Source organism: Enterobacter cloacae complex sp. IR53030, from assembly GCF_049238365.1.
Classification (GTDB): domain Bacteria; phylum Pseudomonadota; class Gammaproteobacteria; order Enterobacterales; family Enterobacteriaceae; genus Enterobacter; species Enterobacter kobei.
Genome location: NZ_JBMKHA010000029.1, coordinates 24,877 through 46,969 on the forward strand (window position 1 = coordinate 24,877; position 22,093 = coordinate 46,969).

General features: G+C 49.2%; 25 protein-coding genes and 3 pseudogenes. 12 read left to right on the forward strand and 16 right to left on the reverse strand.

Going from position 1 to position 22,093, the window contains the following annotated elements:
• Window positions 1–245: 245 nt before the first annotated feature.
• Window positions 246–314 (forward strand): annotated as a pseudogene (locus ACOTXR_RS22265) (hypothetical protein); the annotation flags it as partial.
• A gap of 25 nt (window positions 315–339) precedes the next feature.
• A complete protein-coding gene (locus tag ACOTXR_RS22270; RefSeq protein WP_058691011.1) occupies window positions 340–564 on the forward strand; it encodes a DUF2594 family protein in 225 nt (74 codons plus the stop codon).
• A 66-nt stretch (window positions 565–630) separates the two neighbouring features.
• Here the strand turns inward: ACOTXR_RS22270 and sdiA are convergent, their stop codons facing one another.
• From sdiA to ACOTXR_RS22310, 8 genes are all read right to left on the reverse strand, one after another.
• Window positions 631–1,353, reverse strand: a complete 723-nt coding sequence (gene sdiA, locus ACOTXR_RS22275) for a transcriptional regulator SdiA (protein WP_222834573.1) — start codon at window positions 1,351–1,353, stop codon at window positions 631–633.
• Between the two features lie 221 nt (window positions 1,354–1,574).
• A complete protein-coding gene (gene tcyN, locus ACOTXR_RS22280; protein WP_014884379.1) occupies window positions 1,575–2,327 on the reverse strand; it encodes an L-cystine ABC transporter ATP-binding protein TcyN in 753 nt (250 codons plus the stop codon).
• Entirely contained in the window at window positions 2,324–2,992 is a 669-nt protein-coding gene (tcyL, locus tag ACOTXR_RS22285) for a cystine ABC transporter permease (protein WP_014884380.1), read from the reverse strand. The genes tcyN and tcyL overlap by 4 nt, the downstream gene beginning before the upstream one ends.
• Window positions 2,993–3,013: 21 nt before the next feature.
• Window positions 3,014–4,000 (reverse strand): D-cysteine desulfhydrase, encoded by a 987-nt coding sequence (gene dcyD, locus ACOTXR_RS22290; RefSeq protein WP_023330807.1) that lies wholly within the window; start codon window positions 3,998–4,000, stop codon window positions 3,014–3,016.
• Window positions 4,001–4,108: 108 nt separating this feature from the next.
• The gene (gene tcyJ, locus ACOTXR_RS22295; RefSeq protein WP_014884382.1) at window positions 4,109–4,909 is read right to left on the reverse strand and encodes a cystine ABC transporter substrate-binding protein; all 801 of its coding nucleotides are present in this window, start codon (window positions 4,907–4,909) and stop codon (window positions 4,109–4,111) included.
• 86 nt (window positions 4,910–4,995) lie between these two features.
• Complete coding sequence (fliZ, locus tag ACOTXR_RS22300; RefSeq protein ID WP_014884383.1) at window positions 4,996–5,547, reverse strand: flagella biosynthesis regulatory protein FliZ; 552 nt, start codon at window positions 5,545–5,547, stop codon at window positions 4,996–4,998.
• Window positions 5,548–5,601: 54 nt separating this feature from the next.
• Window positions 5,602–6,321, reverse strand: coding sequence for an RNA polymerase sigma factor FliA (locus ACOTXR_RS22305; protein ID WP_014170714.1), 720 nt, complete (start codon window positions 6,319–6,321; stop codon window positions 5,602–5,604).
• Between the two features lie 163 nt (window positions 6,322–6,484).
• A complete protein-coding gene (locus ACOTXR_RS22310; protein ID WP_222834574.1) occupies window positions 6,485–7,795 on the reverse strand; it encodes a FliC/FljB family flagellin in 1,311 nt (436 codons plus the stop codon).
• A 269-nt stretch (window positions 7,796–8,064) separates the two neighbouring features.
• Between ACOTXR_RS22310 and fliD the strand changes: the two genes are divergently transcribed.
• The 4 genes from fliD (at window position 8,065) to amyA (ending at window position 11,874) form a co-directional block, all read left to right on the forward strand.
• The gene (gene fliD / locus ACOTXR_RS22315) at window positions 8,065–9,477 is read left to right on the forward strand and encodes a flagellar filament capping protein FliD (protein ID WP_014884386.1); all 1,413 of its coding nucleotides are present in this window, start codon (window positions 8,065–8,067) and stop codon (window positions 9,475–9,477) included.
• Between the two features lie 30 nt (window positions 9,478–9,507).
• The gene (fliS, locus tag ACOTXR_RS22320) at window positions 9,508–9,918 is read left to right on the forward strand and encodes a flagellar export chaperone FliS (protein WP_014884387.1); all 411 of its coding nucleotides are present in this window, start codon (window positions 9,508–9,510) and stop codon (window positions 9,916–9,918) included.
• On the forward strand, window positions 9,918–10,289 hold the full coding sequence (gene fliT, locus ACOTXR_RS22325; protein ID WP_014884388.1) for a flagella biosynthesis regulatory protein FliT: 372 nt from the start codon (window positions 9,918–9,920) through the stop codon (window positions 10,287–10,289). Before fliS ends, fliT begins: the two co-directional genes overlap by 1 nt.
• Window positions 10,290–10,386: 97 nt before the next feature.
• A complete protein-coding gene (amyA, locus tag ACOTXR_RS22330) occupies window positions 10,387–11,874 on the forward strand; it encodes an alpha-amylase (RefSeq protein WP_058691014.1) in 1,488 nt (495 codons plus the stop codon).
• 93 nt (window positions 11,875–11,967) lie between these two features.
• Here amyA and yedD read toward each other — a convergent pair whose 3' ends face one another.
• The 3 genes from yedD to ACOTXR_RS22345 form a co-directional block, all read right to left on the reverse strand.
• Entirely contained in the window at window positions 11,968–12,381 is a 414-nt protein-coding gene (yedD, locus tag ACOTXR_RS22335) for a lipoprotein YedD (protein ID WP_014884390.1), read from the reverse strand.
• Between the two features lie 229 nt (window positions 12,382–12,610).
• Entirely contained in the window at window positions 12,611–12,931 is a 321-nt protein-coding gene (locus tag ACOTXR_RS22340; RefSeq protein WP_200923617.1) for a hypothetical protein, read from the reverse strand.
• Window positions 12,931–13,170 carry a hypothetical protein gene (locus ACOTXR_RS22345; RefSeq protein WP_013096002.1) on the reverse strand — a complete coding sequence of 80 codons (240 nt, stop codon included), beginning with the start codon at window positions 13,168–13,170 and terminating at the stop codon, window positions 12,931–12,933. Before ACOTXR_RS22345 ends, ACOTXR_RS22340 begins: the two co-directional genes overlap by 1 nt.
• A gap of 132 nt (window positions 13,171–13,302) precedes the next feature.
• Between ACOTXR_RS22345 and ACOTXR_RS22350 the strand changes: the two genes are divergently transcribed.
• The 3 genes from ACOTXR_RS22350 to ACOTXR_RS22360 are packed head-to-tail and all read left to right on the forward strand — an operon-like array spanning window position 13,303 to window position 16,408.
• Window positions 13,303–13,689 carry a GtrA family protein gene (locus ACOTXR_RS22350; protein WP_200923618.1) on the forward strand — a complete coding sequence of 129 codons (387 nt, stop codon included), beginning with the start codon at window positions 13,303–13,305 and terminating at the stop codon, window positions 13,687–13,689.
• Window positions 13,689–14,642: a glycosyltransferase family 2 protein gene (locus tag ACOTXR_RS22355; RefSeq protein WP_222834577.1), complete on the forward strand. Its 954-nt coding sequence runs from the start codon at window positions 13,689–13,691 to the stop codon at window positions 14,640–14,642. Before ACOTXR_RS22350 ends, ACOTXR_RS22355 begins: the two co-directional genes overlap by 1 nt.
• Window positions 14,639–16,408, forward strand: a complete 1,770-nt coding sequence (locus tag ACOTXR_RS22360) for a hypothetical protein (RefSeq protein WP_257410883.1) — start codon at window positions 14,639–14,641, stop codon at window positions 16,406–16,408. Before ACOTXR_RS22355 ends, ACOTXR_RS22360 begins: the two co-directional genes overlap by 4 nt.
• Window positions 16,409–16,440: 32 nt before the next feature.
• Here the strand turns inward: ACOTXR_RS22360 and ACOTXR_RS22365 are convergent, their stop codons facing one another.
• The 5 genes and pseudogenes from ACOTXR_RS22365 to ACOTXR_RS22385 all read right to left on the reverse strand — a co-directional run.
• Complete coding sequence (locus tag ACOTXR_RS22365) at window positions 16,441–18,423, reverse strand: glycosyl hydrolase family 28-related protein (RefSeq protein WP_410023155.1); 1,983 nt, start codon at window positions 18,421–18,423, stop codon at window positions 16,441–16,443.
• A 58-nt stretch (window positions 18,424–18,481) separates the two neighbouring features.
• A complete protein-coding gene (locus ACOTXR_RS22370; protein WP_410023178.1) occupies window positions 18,482–20,206 on the reverse strand; it encodes a host specificity factor TipJ family phage tail protein in 1,725 nt (574 codons plus the stop codon).
• Window positions 20,207–20,258: 52 nt separating this feature from the next.
• Window positions 20,259–20,399: pseudogene (locus tag ACOTXR_RS22375) on the reverse strand (DUF2213 domain-containing protein); the annotation flags it as partial.
• Between the two features lie 66 nt (window positions 20,400–20,465).
• On the reverse strand, window positions 20,466–21,044 hold the full coding sequence (locus tag ACOTXR_RS22380) for an HNH endonuclease (RefSeq protein ID WP_222834581.1): 579 nt from the start codon (window positions 21,042–21,044) through the stop codon (window positions 20,466–20,468).
• Between the two features lie 67 nt (window positions 21,045–21,111).
• A pseudogene (locus ACOTXR_RS22385) lies at window positions 21,112–21,321 on the reverse strand (DUF2280 domain-containing protein); the annotation flags it as partial.
• Between the two features lie 24 nt (window positions 21,322–21,345).
• Between ACOTXR_RS22385 and ACOTXR_RS22390 the strand changes: the two are divergent.
• The 3 genes from ACOTXR_RS22390 (at window position 21,346) to ACOTXR_RS22400 (ending at window position 22,071) form a co-directional block, all read left to right on the forward strand.
• On the forward strand, window positions 21,346–21,540 hold the full coding sequence (locus ACOTXR_RS22390) for a hypothetical protein (protein WP_047723658.1): 195 nt from the start codon (window positions 21,346–21,348) through the stop codon (window positions 21,538–21,540).
• Between the two features lie 161 nt (window positions 21,541–21,701).
• Entirely contained in the window at window positions 21,702–21,911 is a 210-nt protein-coding gene (locus tag ACOTXR_RS22395) for a hypothetical protein (RefSeq protein WP_058683364.1), read from the forward strand.
• 1 nt (window position 21,912) lies between these two features.
• Entirely contained in the window at window positions 21,913–22,071 is a 159-nt protein-coding gene (locus ACOTXR_RS22400) for a hypothetical protein (protein WP_179239895.1), read from the forward strand.
• Window positions 22,072–22,093 lie beyond the last annotated feature (22 nt).

The window sequence follows — 22,093 nt, forward strand, 5'->3', positions numbered from 1 at the left end:
AGCCTGTACAGTCCGTGGAAAGAGAGTCCTTGCCATCAGGGCTTTTGCGCTTTTTTTTAAGCATCCGTATTCAAAAAGTTACAAAAACCTTGCTCCTTTTCCTCGGGGAAAACAGTTTTCAGATTTTTGTAACAATAATTAACGGTAAGCAAACCACTCATAAACAATTAATAGTCATACCAGGGCATCAGTCTACCGCCTGGCGGAGTTTACGCAAATAAACAGCGCAGTAAAAGTACGAAAAACAACCGCTGCATTTTTTGCTACAGCTTGTGGTATACTCCGCCGCCTTGACTTTCGTCGTCGCGCTTTAGCGCCGTTTAATAATGAGGAAAATAAATGAGCACACCTGAATTTGCCACTGCGGAGAATAACCAGGAACTGGCACAGGAAGTAAACTGCCTGAAAACACTGCTGACGCTGATGCTGCAGGCGATGGGCCAGGCTGATGCTGGTCGTGTGATCATTAAAATGGAAAAGCAAATCGCGCAGATGGAAGACCAGGCGGAATCGGCTGTATTTGCAAACACCGTTAAGCAAATTAAACAAGCGTACCGCCAGTAACAAAAAACGGCTGGATGCACTGCATTCAGCCGTCCGCTCGTCTGTCACGCAGAACGTACTCTCTAATCAGATCAGTCCCGTTGCCGCCGCGTAACAAGCAATCTGGGTTTTGTTGGGTGCATTGATTTTTTTCTGCATATTCTTCTGATGGAAGTTAACCGTATTCTCTGAAATGGAGAGAATGATCGCTATTTCCGCTGACGTCTTCCCTTCCGCAGTCCATTTCAGAATTTCCCGCTCACGCTTGCTGAATTTCATCTCTGGCGGCATCACCATCCCATCTTCAAAACGCAACAGCGTGGTTAATGCCATTTGCACCAGCATTTGCAACCGTAGTTCTATTTCTTCCTGCCTGTACGGCACATCCTGCACACTCGTACGGGAAACCGAGAGGAAACCGAGCGCGTGATTAGGCAGCATCAGACACTGCGTTATTCCCGTGCGTAAACCGTGATCCTGTGCGTTATGCCATAACTCCTGCGCATCCGCGAATAATGCGTCCGTCCAGGGAAGATGACCCTGAATGAAATTCTCCGGCTTTAAAACCGGATCAATCGCGAAATAGTTCGCGGATTGATATTGCGCCATCCACTGCTTTGGATAAGTGGTTTGCAGCGAGACCTTGGGTCGCGTAAATGGCACGGGATGGCGCACGCAGAGCGCGTAATAATCGAATTCAAGCGCCTGCGTTTGTCGCTGAAGTTCCTGATATACCTCGTCGGCACAGGTCAATTCCTGAAACCGGAGGAAGCAATCCCGTCGCCAGGTGAAAAAGTCTGAATCCTTCATACTTACTAAAAGAAGCCTCTGAAAAGATAATCATTATTACGGTGAATATAACCTAACACATAAAACTTATTTCTAACCACAAAATATCGGCAATAGCACAATTAACTTTACTATTGATAAGGCTTATCTGCGTCGGGTGGAATAAAAAAGCAGACGCCCGGGGCAACAGGGAGAATAATTTGCTCCAGAAAAGATTTCCGGAGCAAATAAGGACAAAAATGCTACTGCATGAGGAATTTTTCAAGGAACTGGCGGGTTCGCGGCTGTTGAGGATCCGCAAATAAACTTTTCGCCGGCCCCTGCTCCACAATCCGCCCCTGGTCCATGAAAATGGCCCTGTCCGCCACGTCACGAGCAAAGCTCATTTCATGGGTCACGATGACCATCGTGCGCTTCTCCTGCGCCAGCTGGCGAATGGTGTTCAGCACTTCGCCCACCAGCTCGGGGTCGAGCGCCGAGGTCGGTTCATCAAACAGGATCACGTCAGGGCGCATCGCCAGCGCACGCGCTATCGCCACGCGCTGCTGCTGGCCTCCTGACAGGCGGCGCGGATAGCTGGTCTCTTTACCTGCCAGCCCAACTTTAGCGAGCAGCTCGCGGGCACGCGCCGTCGCGTCCTCTTTTGGCTCACCTTTTACGATGACCGGCCCTTCAATAATGTTTTCCAGTACCGTGCGGTGCGGAAAAAGATTGAAGTTCTGGAACACAAAGCCCACATGCTGACGCAGACGGCGAATTAATCCTTTCTGCTGGCTAATGGATTTACCGGTATCAATCGTAATCTCCCCGACCCGGATGGTGCCCCCTTCCGGCTGTTCAAGCAGATTAATACTGCGCAGCAGCGTCGTTTTTCCCGACCCGCTCGGCCCGATAATCGCCACCACTTCGCCCTGCTCCACTTCCAGATCGATCCCGTGGAGCACCGTTTGACCATGGAATTTTTTCACCAGGTTTTTAACGTCGATAGCACTCATTTTGGATCACGCTCCTGGCGGTTAAGCTGGTTTTCAAAATAGTTTTGCAGGGCAGACAACACCGTTGCCATCACCCAGTAAATCAGCGAGGCAGCCAGATACATGGTGAAGACTTCAAGGGTGCGCGAGGTAATAAGCTGCGCTTGACGGAACAGTTCAGGCACCTGAATCGTTGCGGCCAGAGAGGTATCTTTGACCAGGCTAATGAAGCTGTTGCTCAGCGGCGGAAGCGCCACACGCGCAGCCTGCGGCAAAATAGCGCGACGCAATGTTTGCCACGGCGTCATCCCGATACTGGCCGCCGCTTCCCACTGACCTTTATCAATGGACGAGATTGCCGCGCGCAGGGTTTCAGAGGTATAGGCCGCCGTATTGAGCGACAGGCCAATCATCGCCGCCGGGATCGGATCCAGCTCGATACCGAATTGCGGTAGACCGTAGTAGATCATAAAGAGCTGAGCAATGAGTGGCGTACCGCGAAACACGGAGATATAGAAGCGCGCCAGCCAGCGTACCGGCAGAATGGGCGACATACGCATTAAGGCCAGCACGAAGCCCAGCACGAGGCCGAAGAACATCCCGCCAATACTCAGCTGGAGCGTAAATACCGCACCTTTCAGCAGATACGGCAGGGAATCAATAACCAGTTGTATACTTTCTTGCATTATTATTTTTCGACCTGATTTTTAGACATGAGGATGATAAGCAAACAGCGCGGGCGCCCCGCCGGTGTGCACAAATAAAATCGGCCCTTCATCCTTAAAGCGTTTCTGCGTAATGCCATCTATAAGCCCGGCCATCGCTTTACCCGTATAAACCGGATCAAGCAGTATACCCTCAAGGCGCGCCAGCAGTTTAACCGCCTCCATCCCCTCTTCATTAGGCGTGCCGTAGCCCGGCGCAAAATAGTCATCCCAGAGCAGAATATCGGCTTTTGCCTTAAGCGCCAGCTGCTCTGCCACCGCCTGCTGTAACGTGACCACTTTGGGCTTCTGATCCGCAACGCTGCGGGACACCGTCACGCCTATCAGTTCCACCTCGGGCATCAGCTGCTCCAGCCCCACCGCCAGCCCGGCGTGCGTGCCCGCACTGCCAGACGCGACAACCACGGAGGAGAGGCTCACCGCCCCCTCACACTGCTGCGCGATCTCCAGCGCACTTTCCACATAACCCAGCGCGCCCAACGCATTCGAACCGCCGACAGGGATAACATAAGGACGGAAACCCTGCGCTTCGAGGCGCGTAGCCAGTTCGTCGAGCTGCGCAGTCGGGTCGGTCAACGCATCGACCATCTCCACCTGCACATTAAAAAGATCCAGCAGCAGACGATTACCGTTGGTGAGATAATTTTCTGCCCGCGTGCCAATCGGGTTTTCCAGCAGTGCCACGCAATGGAGACCAAGCTTCGCCGCGACAGCCGCCGTCTGACGAACGTGGTTGGACTGGATTGCCCCGGCGGTGATGAGCGTGTCCGCCCCTTCACGCAGTGCATCCGCGGCCAGAAACTCCAGCTTACGCAGCTTGTTGCCCCCCATCGCCATCGGCGTCACGTCATCGCGCTTAATGAAAATATCGCGTCCTACGTAATCAGAAAATCGCGGCAGATACTCCAGCGGAGTCGGCGCGCCGATAAACTCCAGGCGGGGAAAGCGCGTTAAATTCTGTAGTGACATGGGTTCTCCGGTAACTCAGACAAAATGTGATATTTTTCATTATGCACGCAGACGCGTAAGAAATAAAAAAGGCGCTTTTAAAAGCGCCTTTTTTTTCACGTCAAAGACTTATTTGGTGACGTCTGCGCCGAACCACTTCTCGGAGAGCGCCTTCAGGCTGCCGTCTTTTTGCATATCAGCAATCGCAGCGTCGATCGCTTTCACCAGGTCTTCGTTACCTTTACGGACCGCAACACCGGATTCCTGACGAGAGAACGCATCACCGGCAACCGCCAGAGTGTTGTTGGTTTTCTTCACCAGATCCAGCGCGGCCAGGCGGTCAACCAGAATGGCGTCAATACGACCTACGCGCAGATCCTGGTATTTCGTCGGGTCATCATCATAGGTACGGATGTCCACGCCCTGAACGTTCTGACGCAGCCACTCTTCGTAGTTAGTGCCCAGACCGACACCCACTTTTTTACCTTTCAGGTCGGCCGCGGTTTTGATGGTGCCTTCGTTACCTTTCTTCACCAGCGCCTGAATACCGGACACGGTGTACGGCGTGGAGAAGTCATACTTCTTCTTACGCTCGTCAGAAATGGTCACCTGGTTAATCACCACGTCAATGCGTTTGGAATCCAGCGATGCCAGCATACCGTCCCATTTGGTCGGTTTCAGGGAGGCTTTCACGCCGAGGTGTTTTGCCAGTTCTTCGGCAAATTCCACTTCAAAACCGGTCAGTTTGCCGTCGTCGCCCTGGAAGCTGAACGGAGGATAGGTTCCTTCCAGCCCAACCAGCAGCGTTCCGCGCTCTTTTACTTTGTTCAGCAGATTTTCTGCAGCGAACGTTTTCACGCTCATACCCGCAACCAGCGCCACGGCCATAACGCCCATCAACGCCTGACGACCCAGAAGTGCTAATTTCATAAATACCCCGATAGCGTAGAATTTTTACGTAGTGTAGAGAAATCGCCTGCGACGTCAAAGGCGACTGCGCTACATCTTATTCTTTTTTAATATATATCAGAAGTTGTTCCGGCGTGGCCTTTCTGCTTCATCGCACCCGGCATTTGTACCTTATATTGCGCATACTTGCGCAGCGCAATACGGTAGTTGTTGGTGCTGGTGGCAGGCAGCCACGGCTCCAGATTCTCATCCAGATAACCGGTTTTTAGCAGATCGCGAGAGATGTTGTTAACGGTCAGATGCTGTCCAAGGCGGCGCAGGCGAACCACATATTCGCGCACGGTGCCGTGGCTCATCTCCGTTTGTTCAAACAGGAATTGTTTGAAGCCGATAATGTCGAAGAAGTCGCTTTGCTCTTTGCAATGGAGATCGCCACAGAAACGGCAAAGCGCCACCCACTCTTTCTGCTCTTCGAGCCACGCCGCTTCGTCCATCAACGTGTCGAGGCGAGAGATCGCGATTTTATTCACGATCTCGCCACGGCGAACCAGCGTGATACGATCGAGTAGTTTCTTACAGTGGGCGCAATGCGTCTGGCTGTGTTTAAAGTCTTTCAGGTAGCGGCTTAAAGGCCGTCTTTTTGATTGCTGCACCGTCATGATAACTCCTGGTTGTCAATACGTTGTGCGGCATTTTTCGGGTGAAAAAATCACCTATAACTTACCCAGCTTGGTTCGTAAGCGCTTGATGGCCTGGCTGTGCAGCTGGCTCACCCGAGACTCCCCCACCTCCAGAACAGCGCCAATCTCTTTGAGATTAAGCTCTTCCTGGTAATAAAGGGTCAACACCAGCTGTTCGCGTTCAGGCAGCGCTTCAATCGCTTCCATTACGCGCTGGCGTAAATTCCCTTCCATTAAATGGTGTAACGGGTTTTCCTGCTGGTGTTCATCCGTCACCAGCTCGATGCTATCGCCATGCTCTTCGCGCCACTCGTCATAAGAGAAGAGTTGGCTATTATTGGTATCGAGCAACATCTGACGATACTCTTCAACAGCAATGCCAAGACGTTCCGCCACTTCGGTTTCCGTTGCGTTGCGTCCCAGTTCCTGTTCCAGCTGCCCCATCGCATGCGCCACTTCGCGGGCGTTGCGGCGAACACTGCGCGGCACCCAGTCACGGCTGCGCAGTTCGTCCAGCATCGCACCACGAATACGCTGAACTGCGTAAGTCGTAAATGCCGTTCCTTGCAGAGCGTCGTATCGGTCAACTGCATTCAATAACCCGATACCGCCCGCCTGTAGCAGATCGTCAAGTTCCACGCTCGCCGGCAAGCGCACCTGGAGGCGCAATGCTTCGTGACGCACCAGCGGGACATAACGCTGCCACAGCGAGTGTTTATCCATTACACCTTCAGCGGTATAGAGTGAATTCACGATAAACAGCCCTGCGTTAATTGAGTTATCGGCATGATTATCCGATTCTGCAGGGGTTTCAATTGGGTGAATAGTGGGTGAAATGAGGGGTTATTTGGGGGGTTATGCGAATAGCGCTAAATAAAAAACCCCGCCGAAGCGGGGTTTGAGCATTATCAGGCTATTAGCCCTGCAGCAGAGACAGAACCTGCTGAGGAACCTGGTTAGCTTTGGACAGCACGGAGTTACCGGCCTGCTGAACGATCTGCGCTTTAGACATATTTGACACTTCGGTCGCATAGTCGGCGTCCTGAATACGGGACTGCGCTTCAGACAGGTTGGTGGTGGTGTTGTTCATGTTGGTTACCGCAGAGCTCAGACGGTTCTGTACCGCACCCAGAGAAGAACGGAATTTATCAACAGACGCGATAGCTTTGTCCAGCAGAGCCAGTGGATCTGCAGTCGATGCACCTTTGAATTCAGGTGTTGGAGTTGCAGTAGAAAGCTCAACAACAACTTTGTTCGCAGAACCAGCAACTGCATTGTTATCATCCAGAGCGGTAGCAACTGTTGTACCGTAGTTTTTACCTTGGAAGGTAACATAACCAGCAGCGTCACCATTAGAATCAGCAGCAACTTTAATCAGTTGGTTTGCCTGAGTTGCAGCAGTTGTCAGACCATTATCTGTATCAGTGTATTCAACATCTGCTTTGTTTAGGGTAACCGCACCACTAGTATGGTCTACAGATGCTGAATAGAAATCATTACCGTACTGAACAACGAACTGACCAGTCGCTGTACCATCACCTTTCTGGGTGTTGTGCAGTGTCAGACTTGATGCATCAACAGTTTTACCCAGTGCAGTGGACAGGTCACTAGCAACAGCTGTGAAAGTAACATCAACAGGAGCAGTGCCGGCAGCGCCAGTGATTTGAGAAATAGAATCACTAACTTTCAGAGACTGACCAGATACAGAGAAGCCACTCAGACCCAGAGTAGAAGAGTCAATCTTCTGTAGGTCAATGTTGATAGTCTGGCCATCGTTTGCACCAACCTGAATCGCCATAGAACCGTTTTTAGCCAGTACGTTCACGCCGTTGAACTGAGTCTGACCCGATACGCGGTCGATTTCAGACAGACGGGATTTGATTTCGTCCTGGATTGAAGACAGGTCAGAATCGGAGTTAGTGCCGGTGGTCGCCTGAACGGTCAGTTCACGAACACGCTGCAGGTTGTTGTTGATTTCAGACAGCGCGCCTTCAGTGGTCTGCGCCAGAGAGATACCGTCGTTAGCGTTACGTGCAGCCTGAGTCAGACCTTTGATGTTAGACGTGAAGCGGTTAGCGATAGCCTGGCCCGCAGCATCATCTTTAGCGCTGTTGATACGCAGACCAGAAGACAGACGCTCGATAGAAGAAGACAGAGCAGACTGGTTCTTGTTGATGTTGTTCTGAGTGATCAGCGAGAGGCTGTTGGTATTAATGACTTGTGCCATGATTTCGATTCCTGTTGTTCATCAAATCTGTTTGGTTAGATTTGGGTTTCCACCCTTCGGCTTCATCGCCGTCAAAGGTGTTATCGTCTGGTCCAAAACAACCTTTAGATTTTTTTTCAGGATCTCGATAATTTTTTTAGCCACGGAAATACTCTTCTCTATTACCGTTATTCCCGCCATTAAAAAAAAGAAATTAACCGTAAACTTTCCCCCATTAAGGCCGATAACCCCACTATTCGTTCTACGTGTCGATAGATTAAGGAATAAATATGGCAAGTATTTCATCATTGGGGATTGGTTCGGGTCTTCAGTTAGCAGACATTCTGGATAGTCTGACCAAGGCCGAAAAAGAGCAGCTGACACCGATTTCCAAACAACAGTCATCTTATACCGCCAAGCTTAGCGCTTACGGCACGTTGAAGAGTTCACTGGAAGCGTTTCAGACCGCCAACACCGCGCTGAATAAAGCCGACTTGTTTACGGCCACCAGCACGGCGAGCAGCACCACGGCATTCAGCGCCACCACCTCCGGCAGCGCGATTGCGGGGAAATACACCGTTAGCGTGTCGCAGCTGGCGCAGGCGCAAACGCTGACCACCAAAAATACCCAGGCGGATACTAAAACCGCTATCGCCACGACAGATAGCAAAATTACCTTTACCGCAGGCAACGGTAAAAAACCGGTGACGGTAGATATCAGCGCCGCCAACTCCTCGCTGACCGGCATTCGCGATGCGATTAACAAAGCTGACGCTGGCGTGACCGCCAGTATTATTAACGTCGGTAATGGTCAGTATCGTCTGTCCATCACCTCTACCGAAACCGGGGCGGACAACGCGGTCAGCATCAGCGTGAGCGGCGACAGCGCTCTGCAATCCTTTATGGGTTATAACGGCACCAGCACCGACGCCAGCAACGGGATGACGGAAAGCGTCACCGCGCAGAACGCGAAGCTGAAGGTGAACAACGTAGATATCGAAAACAGCAGCAACACCATCAGCGATGCGCTGGAAGATATCACCCTGAACCTGAACGATGTCACCACCGGCAACCAGACGCTGACGATCACCAAAGATACGTCGAAAGCGGAAACGGCAATGAAAGCCTGGGTGGATGCCTACAACACCCTTCAGGACAGCTTTGCAACATTAACCAAATATACGGCGGTGGATGCAGGTACAGATGCACAGGATGCCAGCAACGGTGCCCTGCTCGGTGACAGCACGCTGCGTACGATCCAGACCCAGCTGAAAACCATGCTGAGCAACACCGTAGGCGGCACCACCTATAAGACGCTGTCGTCACTGGGCATTACCTCAGACCCAAGCTCAGGCAAACTGGAGCTGGACAGCACGAAGCTGAAAAAAGCGCTAACTGATAACCCGACCGCCGTAAAAGATCTGGTTGTGGGCGACGGTAAAGCCACCGGTATCACCACCACCATGGCCACCAATCTGACTGACTGGCTCTCCAGCAAAGGGATTATCCAGGCGGCAAAAGATGGGGTCAGCAAAACGCTGAACAAGCTGACGGATCAATACAACTCAGTCAGCGATCGTATTGATGCTCGTGTGGCACAGTATAAAGCTCAGTTTACCCAGCTGGACGTACTGATGACCTCATTGAACAACACCAGTAGCTACCTGACGCAGCAGTTTGAAAATACGTCCAGCAACAAGTAGTAAACGCTAATCAGACCCGAGGGGGATAACATGTACGGCGCAAAAGGTACACAAGCCTACGCAAAAATAGAGGTTGAAAGCGCGGTAATGAGCGCCAGCCAGCAACAGCTGGTTATCATGCTATTTGATGGAGCCCTCAGCGCGCTGGTTCGCGCGCGTCTGTTCCTGCAAGACGGCAATATCCCGGCAAAGGGACTCGCGATTTCGAAAGCGATCAACATTATCGAGAACGGTCTGAAGGTCGGCCTGGTGGAAAGTAATGGTGATGAGCTCACACAAAACCTGATCGCCCTTTATGCCTATATGGTTCGTCGCCTCCTGCACGCCAATGTGAATAACGACGCCAGCGCCATCGAAGAGGTGGAAACATTGCTGCGCAATATCGCTGACGGGTGGAAGGAGGTTGCCGGTACCCCACAACTGATGCAGGACGCCGTCTAATGAGTAATGCACCGCAGCTCTATACCCTTTATCAGCAACTCCTTGAGCAGAGCCAGTTGATGTTGCGACTGGCCCGGCAGGGGCTATGGGATGATCTGATCATCTGTGAAACCGACTATGTTAATGCGGTGCACTCACTGGCTCGTCTCACTCAGGAAAGTGAACCTTCGATGCAGATTCAGGAGCAGCTTCGCCCGACGCTGCGGGTGATCCTGGACAACGAAGGCCAGGTAAAAACATTGCTGCAAGCCAGAATGGATGAGCTGGCGAAACTGGTTGGGCAATCCTCCATCCAGAAAACCGTTCTCTCCACCTACGGTAATCAAGGCGGCCATGTCCTGGTTCCGCAAAGTAATAGCGATATCAGTTAGCCATTTTACTGGCGTACGAGCATTAACCGTTTCGTACGCCAGCATTTCTGCCAAACCTGCGCCATACTTGAGTCTCGCGACCTCATGGAGATGGTGCATGCGCAACCCAACACTTTTACAATGTTTTCACTGGTATTACCCTGCAGGCGGTGAATTGTGGCGCGAAGTCACGGCGTTGGCCCCTAATCTTAATGAAATCGGCATCAATATGATCTGGCTTCCCCCCGCGTATAAAGGTGCGTCCGGCGGGTATTCGGTTGGCTATGACTCATACGATCTGTTCGATCTCGGCGAATTTGACCAGAAAGGCAGTATTGCCACGAAATACGGTGACAAAGCGCAGCTGCTGGAGGCCATTGAGGCGCTGAAAAGCAATGAAATCGCCGTGCTGCTGGACGTCGTGGTGAACCACAAGATGGGGGCAGACGAGAAAGAACCTGTCCGCGTTCAGCGCGTGAACGAGCAGGACCGCACGCAAATTGATGATGAGATCATTGAGTGTGAAGCCTGGACCCGCTACACCTTCCCTGTCCGTGCCGGGCAATATTCCCAATTCGTCTGGGATTACAAATGCTTCAGCGGCGTGGACCATATTGAAAACCCGGATGAAGACGGCATCTTTAAAATCGTCAACGACTACACCGGCGAAGGCTGGAACGATCAGGTTGATGATGAGATGGGTAACTTCGATTATCTGATGGGCGAGAACATTGATTTTCGCAATCACGCGGTCACCGAAGAGATCAAATACTGGGCCCGCTGGGTCATGGAACAGACGGGCTGCAACGGTTTTCGTCTGGATGCCGTCAAGCATATTCCCGCCTGGTTTTATAAAGAGTGGATTGAGCACGTCCAGGATGTCGCTGACCAGCCGCTGTTTATTGTGGCGGAATACTGGTCCCATGAGGTGGATAAGCTGCAGGCCTATATTGACCAGGTCGACGGTAAAACCATGCTCTTTGATGCTCCCCTGCAGATGAAATTCCACGAAGCGTCTCGTCAGGGACGGGATTATGACATGAGCCAGATCTTCACCGGTACGCTGGTGGAGGCGGATCCGTTCCATGCGGTCACTCTCGTCGCTAACCACGACACCCAACCTTTGCAGGCGCTGGAAGCACCGGTAGAAGCCTGGTTTAAACCGCTGGCGTATGCGTTGATCCTGCTGCGGGAAAACGGCGTGCCGAGCGTGTTTTATCCGGATCTCTTCGGGGCGAGCTATGACGATACGGGTGGAGATGGCGAGACCTACCACATCGACATGCCGGTCATTGAGCAGCTTCATGAACTGATCCTCGCCCGGCAGCGTTTTGCCCACGGCGTGCAGACCCTGTTTTTTGACCATCCTAACTGCATCGCCTTCAGCCGCAGCGGTACGGAAGACGATCCCGGCTGTGTGGTAGTGATGTCGAACGGCGACGACGGCGAGAAAGTGATTTGCCTTGGGGAAAATTACGGCGACAAAACGTGGCGTGATTTCCTCGGCAATCGCGAAGAAACGGTCACCACCGCGGCAGATGGCGAAGGCACCTTTACCTGTAATGGAGGGAGTGTCAGCGTTTGGGTAATAGAGGATGCGCTGTAGAAACAATGCCGGGTGGCGACTTCGCCTGACCCGGCCTACAAAAGTACCGTCCCGTAGGCCGGGTAAGCGTCAGCGCCACCCGGCAACAAACGGCTACGGTAGTTTACTCTCCAGCGGGTTTTTGCTCAGGTAATCAGTACATTCCACCGTTGGGCGGTCAACCTTCTGCAGCTCCATCCCGTCATACTCAAGCGTCGCGCCATCGCGCTCCAGCGGATAGATATCCAGCTTGCGGGTAACGTTGTAGTAGCTGTCTGAACGCAGCATGATTTTACCCGGCACGGCAATCACGCGCTGCCACTGGCGGCAGTCCAGCGTATCGCCCTCTTCGGTCACCACCAGCGTGGCAATCGCTTCAGGACTGACCAGGCTACTCTGCGGTCCTTTTGACTGCCAGTATCCCGCCAGATGCGCCGGGACAGGATGCTTGATCACATCCTGATAGTTATCGACCTGTACGCACCCGGTCAGTGCCAGCAGCGCGCCAGCAATTGCTATTTTTTTCATCATCTTTCCTGCTTTCGAAGAAAAAAATATTGTGGCATTAAAGCGCTGCGGCTGCCAGCGAAGATAAAGGGCTTAAACCTGCATGCCCATCACATGAGCATACATTTTTCATAATCGACAAAGAACGTCCAAGAGCGCACCAAATAACAGATGGTTATAGTCGTCGAAAACATCAGTCGTCTAAGTTCACCTTAGATCTAGTGCTGTTTTGTGTCCCATCCATGCCCCATTACACCACCGGACAGTCATCTTCCCTTACTCGGTTGATGAAGAACGTCGCCACTCCTAACACCTCCACATCTGCAAGCGCAGCACCTTCTATTGCCTCGCCATCATCTGTAATGAGCGCCTTGCCCATCAGCTTGGCAAACTGCGTGCGCCCATCGCTAAGAATCAGGAGGACATCCCCTTCGCAGGTTTTCACGCACGGCTCGATAACCGCAAAGCCAATATCTGTCTCAAGCACTCTGCTATCCGCTCCAATGTTACACAGCACAACAGGTGAGAGCTGTTGCTCAACGTAATCTGACGCCGGTGAAGGAAAGCCCATTATTGCACCCTCCCCATGTTACGCAGGATCCAGTATCGGTTATCGCTGTGGTCTGTTGTCTTATCCACAAAGTCTTGCTGGTAACGTTTTATCCATGCATTGGCATCTGACCGGGTAAAGTGCCAGTTGTACTCACGCAGCTTCTCGATGAAGCTCTCGGTCCGAAGGTACTGGTACCCCTTTGGGTTTAGCTGTATTGCCGCAATAAAGGCGGTCTTTATGTCTGCTGTGCGCGGCATGATTACCTCACAAAATAGCTGTATACATATACAGTATCGTTAAATATGAGGGTCGATCAAGTTTCGATGTGGTGCTAAACTTCAGACCTTTCCGAATTGACTGATTTTTATAATGTTAAAGATGAGCGGCTCATGAGTATCAATCTTGCTTCCATTTACCGTAACCAAGCGTTGCGTTACTGTCTTGTGGGGGGAATGAACACTGCGGTGACCGCAGTCGTTATCATCACGCTTACTGCCGCTGGTGTCGGTCTTTACTTCTCCAATTTTGCTGGTTATGTAGTAGGTGTATTGTTCAGTTTTATACTAAATACGGTATTTACGTTTTCATCCAAGCCTTCAGCAACAAAGCTTCTGAAATTTTTAACATGCTGTGGCGTTTGTTATGCTATAAATTTATTTACTATGAATATCGCCATGCTTTCTGGTGCTGAGAACGTATATTTTGTTCAGTTGACAGGGATGTTTTTCTACACAGTCTCTGGCTTTATTATTAATAAATCATGGGTTATGAAATAATGAAAGCTCCAGTTCTTTCAATAGTTGTGCCTTGCTATAATGAGCAAGATGTATTTAGCTTATGCCTAAAAGAGCTATCATCAGTATTAGTCAGTATGATGGATAAAGGTAAAATTGATAAAACCAGCCATATTGTTTTCGTTGATGATGGAAGCAATGATTTAACATGGAACCTTATAAAAGAAGAGTCTAATACTAATTCTCTAGTAAAAGGGGTGAAACTATCTCGCAATAAGGGGCATCAAACGGCATTGATGGCAGGCCTGTCTTCTTGCATTACCTCTGATATAACAGTAAGTATTGATGCTGATCTGCAAGATGACACATCCATTATCGAGAAGATGGTTGATTCTTACCTGTCTGGACATGACATAGTTTATGGTGTTCGCAATGACAGGGCTTCGGATAGTTTTTTCAAAAAATTCACCGCTGAAACTTTCTATAAAATCATGACAAATCTTGGCGTTAGCCAGGTGGAAAATCATGCTGATTTTAGACTTTTGAGCAAACGTGCGCTAGATGCCTTATTGCAATATAGAGAGCAAAATCTTTATATCAGAGGGCTAATCCCTCTCATTGGTTTCCCTAGTGAAAAGGTGTATTACTCCAGGAGTGAGCGTGCAGCCGGTGAATCTAAATACCCACTCAGAAAGATGCTTGCGTTAGCACTTGAAGGTATTACGTCTTTTTCTGTTACACCGCTTCGCATAGTTACCGCTATGGGATTTGTAATATCCATATTATCATCTCTTGGGATAATTTATACGTTTGCTCAGTATTTTATGGGTCGCACTGTAAGCGGGTGGGCTTCTGTTATTTTGGCAGTTCTTTTTATTGGCGGTGTTCAAATGCTTTGCCTTGGTGTTATTGGGGAGTATATAGGAAAGATATATATGGAGAGTAAAGGAAGACCTAAATACTTTATTGAAGAAACATCATGGAGAAAGGAATGATGTCATTTGCTAATTATAAATACCTACCTTCAATGCAGGCACTGTCTATTTTGTCATGCTTTTTGGCAACAACGATATTTGAGGTTGTAGTTTTTGCATTGCCAACCAAAGGAATCTTGATTTATAACATAATTGCATTCTCTTCAATTTGTGTATTGTATGCATTCCTCAATAAAAATGACTTAGAAACGGTAGGCAAGCCAAGTGATTTAATATTGCCTGTTGCTTTAGGTGTTTTATGCTTTTTTGTCTCTCTAAGCATGTATGATTCATACCTATCGCAATATTATAGCTTTTCTCCAATATTTGATGTTGACTCACACAATAAATGGCATCAAGATACATCCTTTAATATCTCAATCATACAAAGCATAATAAGTTTTGGATTTCCAAGTGTTGGCCTTGATGGGCATAGACTGACTACTTACCATGTCCTCACTCATTATTTTGATGCAGCCTTGCTGACTGTGTCAGGGCTTGATCCATATAATAGCTACGGTTTGACAAGTCTAACAAAAGCATCAATATTTGTCTGCTTGTGCCTTGCGTTATGTCAAAGCTTATCAACAGGTAAATTCAGACAATGTGCGTTGTTTTTAATTTCATCTCCTTTGATAATTTCGTCGTGGCATTCGGTTGCATCTCACGCGCTATGGATGCCAAGCACATTATTAATAATTACAGCCATGTTTACATTTAGATTTGTTTTCCGAAGCGAATCACCATCCGTTAAGGAATATATACTAGCATCCGCATTATCAGTCCTGCTATGCCTTGGTAAAATATCCACCGGGTTAGCTTACATAATGATAGTGTTCTCAATTTCATTTTTTAGGGACTATTGCAAGGCGCGCATGTATTTGTGTGCAGCATCTTTGTTTGTATTCATTCTTGCCTACCAAAAGTTTATAAATTATTCATACGGTATAGATTCTGCAATTTCCATCGATTCCCTGAACTTTTCCGGGTTATACAATTTAATCTATTCCTCTGGCATAAGATATGCGTCTGCCATTCCTATTTTAATTCTACTTTTTGGCGTTTTGTCATGCGTTAATAGAAACAAGGCTACTCTGAGAGTGTTATTTGGCATAGGCGTTTCATTTCTGCTTATATGCGCCTTATCTATCATGATGAAGTCATTTAGCTGGAGTGATAAGTTTTATTTCTTCCAAGGAGTATATGCAACTGCCATACTGATTTTCATCATATCATTATCATGTGTACCGCAGGCACTACGAAAGGAGTCAAGCAATCTTTGGTTTGCCTTTTCTCTGATGTCGCTCTCATTTTTTTCTTTTTTTGTATATCAACCCTTACTCTCGTTCTCTGAGATGTCATTCAAGAGAATAGAAAATAAGGTGAAATACATAAAAAACGAAAAAATCAAAGAGGCGGGTGAGATTTCCAACGGGAATCTATCAAACCTTAAATATTTTATTGAACACGTAAAGAATGATAATGATTTAGAAAACTCGAGCCTTGCTATTTTTATACCTAAGAACGTAGTACAAAATGAATTCGTAAAGAGCAATGACAAAAGAAGGAATAATTTTTATACAATGAACATTTACGCTGCCACGGGCATTCAGATAATACACGGAGTTATTGGAAATGAAAGAGCTTACGGATTTGCAAACTATAGCAATGACTCAAGACTCGTCAACTCTATTGATTATTCTGAAGCGTGTAGCGTTTATAACGTATCAGGGATAATTACCATCGAAAGTTATACGAATCAAAAATACCATTACCACAAATGCTAAAAATATGGGGGAGATACCTCCCCCTTTTTTTTTTATACTAGCGCACCTGAGTTCTTCCATGTCGCCGCAGATCCATTACCCCCAACTGTACAAACAGCCTCTTTATATCCTGTTGTGGCTGGGTTCAGATACTTACAAACATCGCCAGGCTTGTAGTTACCTGCTGGGTAGTTTGAGTTGCTAATAAGACCGGTTATCGCTGTTATCTTTGTTTTAGATGATACGGCAGAGACATCACCAATAGCATATCCACTACCTGTTTCAATCACTGGGCCAGATGGGGTATAACTTGCGCTTCCGTACAGGGCTCCAATAACTGTTGACGCGCAGGCGGTTTTGACATGGGCAGCCAGCTGATTTCCGTTAAAAACGGTTGTTCGCGTCATCAGATGAGGAATAATCACGTTTGCGCAATTAGCGTCGATATCAACTGAACTGTAGAGGGTAGATGTCGATTGGTTTGCAATTGAACTAGGATCCTTGACTACACCCGTGATAATTACTTCAGAACTGCTAACCAACTTGATCCCATCTTTCCATGCCTTGTTAATAAGGTTTTCAGAAAGGATAGCGCCTCGTACCTGTGTTAATCGGATGCCCATATCAGGACAGTATTGTATCCCATTCTGATAAACAGGAAGGTCAAATCCACCCAAACTGTTGTCTGAAATAATTACACCGTCAGAGCTAGTGTTGCCAGCTGTTGAGGTGTTATCTATGTCTATAACAATTGCACCTGAGCCACCGATACGGAACATACTGTTAGCACTCATAATGCTGCCGCGGTGAAATGGTCCTTTGAAAAATTGATAACTGCCACCATCAACAACATTATTCATAATGGATACGTTTCCCGCATAATTATCAACATTATTGGTATTGGTAGTTGTTAATCTAATGCATACAGAGTTAAGAAGTGTTGGTTCAGAAGATGCTTCGACACCTCCACAAGAATGAAAGCGATTATGATTAATGATATGACCGCGAAATTGTTGATTTGGCACGCCATAAAGATCAACTCCGAAACGGCAGAACGTAAACATTGTATTTGTGACAGTTAAATTTCTGCCATGACCTTCTGCTCCTGTTTGCAAATACCAGAAAATACAATCATCTACAAATGAATCAATATCTGCAAGCGTACCTGTAGAAGGCTCAAAATTTACCCCTTTGCAAGTTGTGCCTTTACCAAACTCATTGGCAACTGCCGCTTCATAGCCTTCAAAAAGTAAGCCTTCTACCCTGCATCCATTTCCGGTAAATTTCATTAAGGTGATATTTGGAGCGCTAGCTTTTAATTTAGTCGTACTTTGTCCGTAGGCGTATCTATATGCCCCACGTATTTTTAATGAATTATTTGATATGATAAGTCCGCTAATTTTGTACGTTCCAGCTGGCACGTATACCTCACTCCCATCACTTAGAGAATCAAAAAAGTTTTGAAGTGCTGCTGTTGAGTCTTCTGTGCCGGTGGAGTCAACCCCTGGGATTGATGCAATACTTATCTCTTCATCAAGTCGCTCTTTAACGGTATAGGCGCGATAATGGCCGATTGCATTCTGAACAGTCGTTGCATTTCCATCTGAGTCCAGCGCGCCGATCATTCCCGCGCCCGCAGATGTAGCTAGCATTGCTCGCAGGCTCGCATCACCAATACCTACCCACGCGCCTACGCCAACCCCGCCGGAAGATGATGGCGTAGAGCCGGCATCCACATGCTTCGGCAGCGCGCCGTCCCAACGATAATATTCGCCGGTATCTTCGTCACGTAGCGCCTGGTTTGGCAGGGTGATATTAGCGCCGTCCTGGAAGGAGTCAATGAGGATCCATCCATACTGAGCAATAGCCTGTTGAGCCAGCCAGCGCAGCCCCTCGATGGTGTAATGCTCGTTACCAAACCGGTCAACATAGGTGTTAACCAATGAGGTAACGAACTCGTCAATTTTTCCCGCGTTAAACTTCAGATCGCGAGGGGATTCACTTGGGACAGGCAAATTGGTAGGTTGCGTAGCCATATTGATTCCATAAAAAAACCCGGCGCGGTGGCCGGGTTAGGTTGGTCGGGGACGGTTCTTATTGGTAGATGGCGTCGCTGTATTCCGCGACGGTCAGAGATACCGTGTTATCTGTGTTCGGTTTGATGCTGTTGACCGTCCATAGCTGACTGTCCAGCTCCTCCACTGTCGCAATGAGATAGCGCGACGGGAGCTGCACAGTGTCTCCGTTCCATATGTTGAGCTGAATGTTGGGGATAGCCGCGGTGAAGCCGTACTTCGTGTCGCTACGGGCGGTGGCTGGATAACGCAGAGTGGGATTGCCAAGACTGTCGGTTACCAAGACAAACATATCCCCGGAAAAGGTGATCGGTTCGCTGGTATCAAAGTCATTCCCGGTGCGGCCTGTTATGTAACCCTGCTGCTGGTTGCTGTCGTAGATGTCCGGCATCTGAATGACGCTGCCAACCTGGATAATGCCGTCTTCGAACACTTTGGCATTCATCTTCACCCTGGAGTAGATCAGGCGCTTGGTTTCGCGCAGAGCTCGCTCCCGGGCCTGATACTCATTACGGAAGCCGACGATCTCCAGCTTGTTCGGGTTCTCAGCTTCCTGCTCGACGATAGCGCCGTTCACCACGCGGTAGTTGATGTACGTCTTGTTGTTTGTTGTCGGGTGGACGTATGACACCTGCACGCCGTCATAACCGCCTGGCAGCGTGGCCTCGTACGTTATTTTGTACTCGTCCGTCTTCATGTTGGCCCGGTTGAATACTGCAGCCGGGTAATCCACTTTCTGGTCACGGGTAAACGTCAGCACGCCGTCATCCCAGTACGCCACAACCGACGCCGCATTGCAGATCGCCTGCACGCGGTCGCCCAGCGAGTCGTTTTCGTCGTCAAACGTGTAGTCGAAGTAACCCAGGCGCTCATCAGGAAGACTTTCGGCAATTGAATACAGTCCGTAAAGGTCAATGCTGCTTACCGGCTGCTCGCCCATAACCAGCCAGGTGTGCGCCACCGCATCAGCGAACGAGCGCGACGGACGCAGCGTGTAATCCACCGTCTGCGTGTCCAGGTCGTATGTGATGGTGTGGCGGGTCACCAGCGCGTTATATTTGCGCTCACGGCTGCCCAGGGCATTCTCTGTCGCCCGGACTTTTACGCGCACCAGCGTGTCTGTCGGGTGAACGACGTTCGTACGGATGTTGATGCTCTGGATCTCTTCGACCTTCAGCAGGGAAGCGTCGCCGGAGTTATCCGTGCGCTGGAAGCTGACCGCGTATTTCCCGAACCCGCCGGTCGGCGTGATTTTGTCAGTGCGATAGAACACTTCACTCGTCGACTGGTGAGGTGTCGTCTGCCGGTATGTAAACGTCTGCTGCGTTCCCGGGACCTGGTTGTAGTCATCGTCAATTTTCCAGATGACAACCTTCCAGTTCGTCTCTTTCTTCCCGCCCAGGCTGGACTGGGTATGCAGCCACAATTGCGTTGACTCGACCGGGGAGAAGAACGGGCCGACCACCAGCGCCTCGTTATCGTTCAGGATGAACTTCGTTGTGTTAATCGTGGCATTCGCCGGGATGTCCTGCGGGCCTTCGAGCTGGTTCATCGTAAACGTGTACCAGCGTACCGGGTTAACCACGGCACCGTCGTTCGTTTCAACGGCGGAGATCAGCGAGCCGGAGAATGTCGCATCGGTAGTAACGCTACCGGACGCGGTGCTGTACGTCACGTTGATTGTGAAGGTAACCGCATGCGGCAGAACAAGGCCCATGAAGTAATCGAACTCTGCCTGCTTCACGATTTTCATCGCAATCTGGCCGCCGGAATACGTTCCGCTGACAACTGTGTTACAACTTCCGGTTCATCACGATATCGTCCACGACAGGCGTGATGCCGCGAACCACGATATGTGGCTTGCCGTCGATGGTTTCAGTGGTGATGTTTGAAGCGGAGTTGACGACGGTCAGCACGTTAACGCGGTTGCGTTTCATGCTGGGTCCTCATTGGTGGATTTTGGACAATAAAAAAGGCCGCCTGAGCGACCTCGTTGGTATTCATTAGAGCCCCATTTCTCGGAGCTTATTCAAATTATGCTCTATCTTGCGCTTGCCGTATTCGCCATGAACTCTTTCACATTCGGCGTTATAGGCAAGGACGGCAATTTTTAAATCATCGTAAATTCCAATATACCGCTCTGAGTCCTCGCAGCGAATTCTAGCCATCCATTTGCTTCGCTGTTGATGCCAATACACGCCGATAAAGTTATTCCCAGATCCCAATCCTCCAACCATGTTTCTATTGTTTTCAGTCATGGTTACATCACGGAGGTTTGCCAATCTGTTATCACTTTTAATGCCATTAATATGGTCGGTGAATTCGCTATCAGTACCGGTAATCATCTTCCATATAACTCTATGAGCCAAATAGCTCACTTTGTTAACGGAGATTTTTACATATCCATCTGGCCTAATGCACCCACAAGGCTTATTTGCATATCGCCCATTCCATGCTGAACATGCGTTCTCTGATTTAAAGTGACTGATTGGCCTTGCATTCCAAAACAACTCGCCAGTATCTGGATTGTAAGAAAAGCATTCACGTAAAAAATCCGCGCTTGGTGCTGGTTTCGAATTCATAACTAATCGCTCCATTAGTTCGCTCATGATGGTGCTGGAAGGTCCTGAGCGCAGGACTTTTCGGGTGAAAGCGCTTACGGGTTTCGTGAAATAGCTCAACCCATTTCTGCGCCAGCCCCCTGCCGTTTGCTTTCGTCGGGTCGTGTGATTCGACCTGCTGACGAGTGATGTTCAGGCCAAATTCTTTTTTGACCAGCTCAACCACCTGGGATGGAGTATCGAAGCAGGCAAGGGACTGAACGATGAAGGCTTTGACCTCACCTTTCAGTGTCGCCATGGATTAACGACAGAGGGTAAGGCGATGAAAAGCAGTTTATTAACAAGTGATATTGAAAAAGATAAGGCTAATGAGATTAGCGAAATCATCTTTCAGGCATTGCAGGAAATCGACCCAGCAGAGTTTAAAGATGAGGACTCTGGTGGCCCTGAGCGGGCATCAGGCCTTGCTGATCAAATTTCAGAACGCCTTGTACTCAAGGGCGCATCTATCAACTAACCCGCTCCGGCGGGTTTTTTATTGGCCATACCCAAACGGGTTCAAAGAGCCTGTTTCGTTATGACAACCGGCGGCCATACACCGCCCATTGAAACACTGAATAAATGCGTTGAAGTCTTGTATTAACCGTTCCGTTCGCCGCGATAAGGCCAAGAGGATTTATGAGTGATTTGGAGTTGGGCTTAAAGATATACGCATTATGGTTTGTCGGGACGTTTCTGCTCGGCATAGCAATAAACTCGCTGACGAAAAAAGAACATCGTCAGCCACTTTCAAAACTAGCCATTGACCATCTACGCATGTCTTCCGCAATAACCATTGTGGGCCTGATTGTGTGCGGTATGGGCTGGTTCTTATTCAAGGTGGTGTGAGATGACAGTCACCCACAACGGCAAGCAGTACACCGCCAAAAAGCTCAACGATAACGAGTGGCAGCTGACGTCGGTATCGAACCCGCGTGAAAAGATTACGCTTAACCGCCAGCAGATGCATATCGCTGGCCTCCTGAAACAGGTTGAGGTGAAGGTATGAGCATACCCTCTCATTATCGACA

What these genes read in the sequence shown, in the direction of transcription:
- ACOTXR_RS22270 (WP_058691011.1), top strand. Translation starts at nt 340, where the DNA reads ATGAGCACACCTGAATTTGCCACTGCGGAGAATAACCAGGAACTGGCA.
- sdiA (WP_222834573.1), bottom strand. Translation starts at nt 1,353, where the DNA reads ATGAAGGATTCAGACTTTTTCACCTGGCGACGGGATTGCTTCCTCCGG.
- tcyN (WP_014884379.1), bottom strand. Translation starts at nt 2,327, where the DNA reads ATGAGTGCTATCGACGTTAAAAACCTGGTGAAAAAATTCCATGGTCAA.
- tcyL (WP_014884380.1), bottom strand. Translation starts at nt 2,992, where the DNA reads ATGCAAGAAAGTATACAACTGGTTATTGATTCCCTGCCGTATCTGCTG.
- dcyD (WP_023330807.1), bottom strand. Translation starts at nt 4,000, where the DNA reads ATGTCACTACAGAATTTAACGCGCTTTCCCCGCCTGGAGTTTATCGGC.
- tcyJ (WP_014884382.1), bottom strand. Translation starts at nt 4,909, where the DNA reads ATGAAATTAGCACTTCTGGGTCGTCAGGCGTTGATGGGCGTTATGGCC.
- fliZ (WP_014884383.1), bottom strand. Translation starts at nt 5,547, where the DNA reads ATGACGGTGCAGCAATCAAAAAGACGGCCTTTAAGCCGCTACCTGAAA.
- ACOTXR_RS22310 (WP_222834574.1), bottom strand. Translation starts at nt 7,795, where the DNA reads ATGGCACAAGTCATTAATACCAACAGCCTCTCGCTGATCACTCAGAAC.
- fliD (WP_014884386.1), top strand. Translation starts at nt 8,065, where the DNA reads ATGGCAAGTATTTCATCATTGGGGATTGGTTCGGGTCTTCAGTTAGCA.
- fliS (WP_014884387.1), top strand. Translation starts at nt 9,508, where the DNA reads ATGTACGGCGCAAAAGGTACACAAGCCTACGCAAAAATAGAGGTTGAA.
- fliT (WP_014884388.1), top strand. Translation starts at nt 9,918, where the DNA reads ATGAGTAATGCACCGCAGCTCTATACCCTTTATCAGCAACTCCTTGAG.
- amyA (WP_058691014.1), top strand. Translation starts at nt 10,387, where the DNA reads ATGCGCAACCCAACACTTTTACAATGTTTTCACTGGTATTACCCTGCA.
- yedD (WP_014884390.1), bottom strand. Translation starts at nt 12,381, where the DNA reads ATGAAAAAAATAGCAATTGCTGGCGCGCTGCTGGCACTGACCGGGTGC.
- ACOTXR_RS22340 (WP_200923617.1), bottom strand. Translation starts at nt 12,931, where the DNA reads ATGGGCTTTCCTTCACCGGCGTCAGATTACGTTGAGCAACAGCTCTCA.
- ACOTXR_RS22345 (WP_013096002.1), bottom strand. Translation starts at nt 13,170, where the DNA reads ATGCCGCGCACAGCAGACATAAAGACCGCCTTTATTGCGGCAATACAG.
- ACOTXR_RS22350 (WP_200923618.1), top strand. Translation starts at nt 13,303, where the DNA reads ATGAGTATCAATCTTGCTTCCATTTACCGTAACCAAGCGTTGCGTTAC.
- ACOTXR_RS22355 (WP_222834577.1), top strand. Translation starts at nt 13,689, where the DNA reads ATGAAAGCTCCAGTTCTTTCAATAGTTGTGCCTTGCTATAATGAGCAA.
- ACOTXR_RS22360 (WP_257410883.1), top strand. Translation starts at nt 14,639, where the DNA reads ATGATGTCATTTGCTAATTATAAATACCTACCTTCAATGCAGGCACTG.
- ACOTXR_RS22365 (WP_410023155.1), bottom strand. Translation starts at nt 18,423, where the DNA reads ATGGCTACGCAACCTACCAATTTGCCTGTCCCAAGTGAATCCCCTCGC.
- ACOTXR_RS22380 (WP_222834581.1), bottom strand. Translation starts at nt 21,044, where the DNA reads ATGAATTCGAAACCAGCACCAAGCGCGGATTTTTTACGTGAATGCTTT.
- ACOTXR_RS22390 (WP_047723658.1), top strand. Translation starts at nt 21,346, where the DNA reads ATGAAAAGCAGTTTATTAACAAGTGATATTGAAAAAGATAAGGCTAAT.
- ACOTXR_RS22395 (WP_058683364.1), top strand. Translation starts at nt 21,702, where the DNA reads ATGAGTGATTTGGAGTTGGGCTTAAAGATATACGCATTATGGTTTGTC.
- ACOTXR_RS22400 (WP_179239895.1), top strand. Translation starts at nt 21,913, where the DNA reads ATGACAGTCACCCACAACGGCAAGCAGTACACCGCCAAAAAGCTCAAC.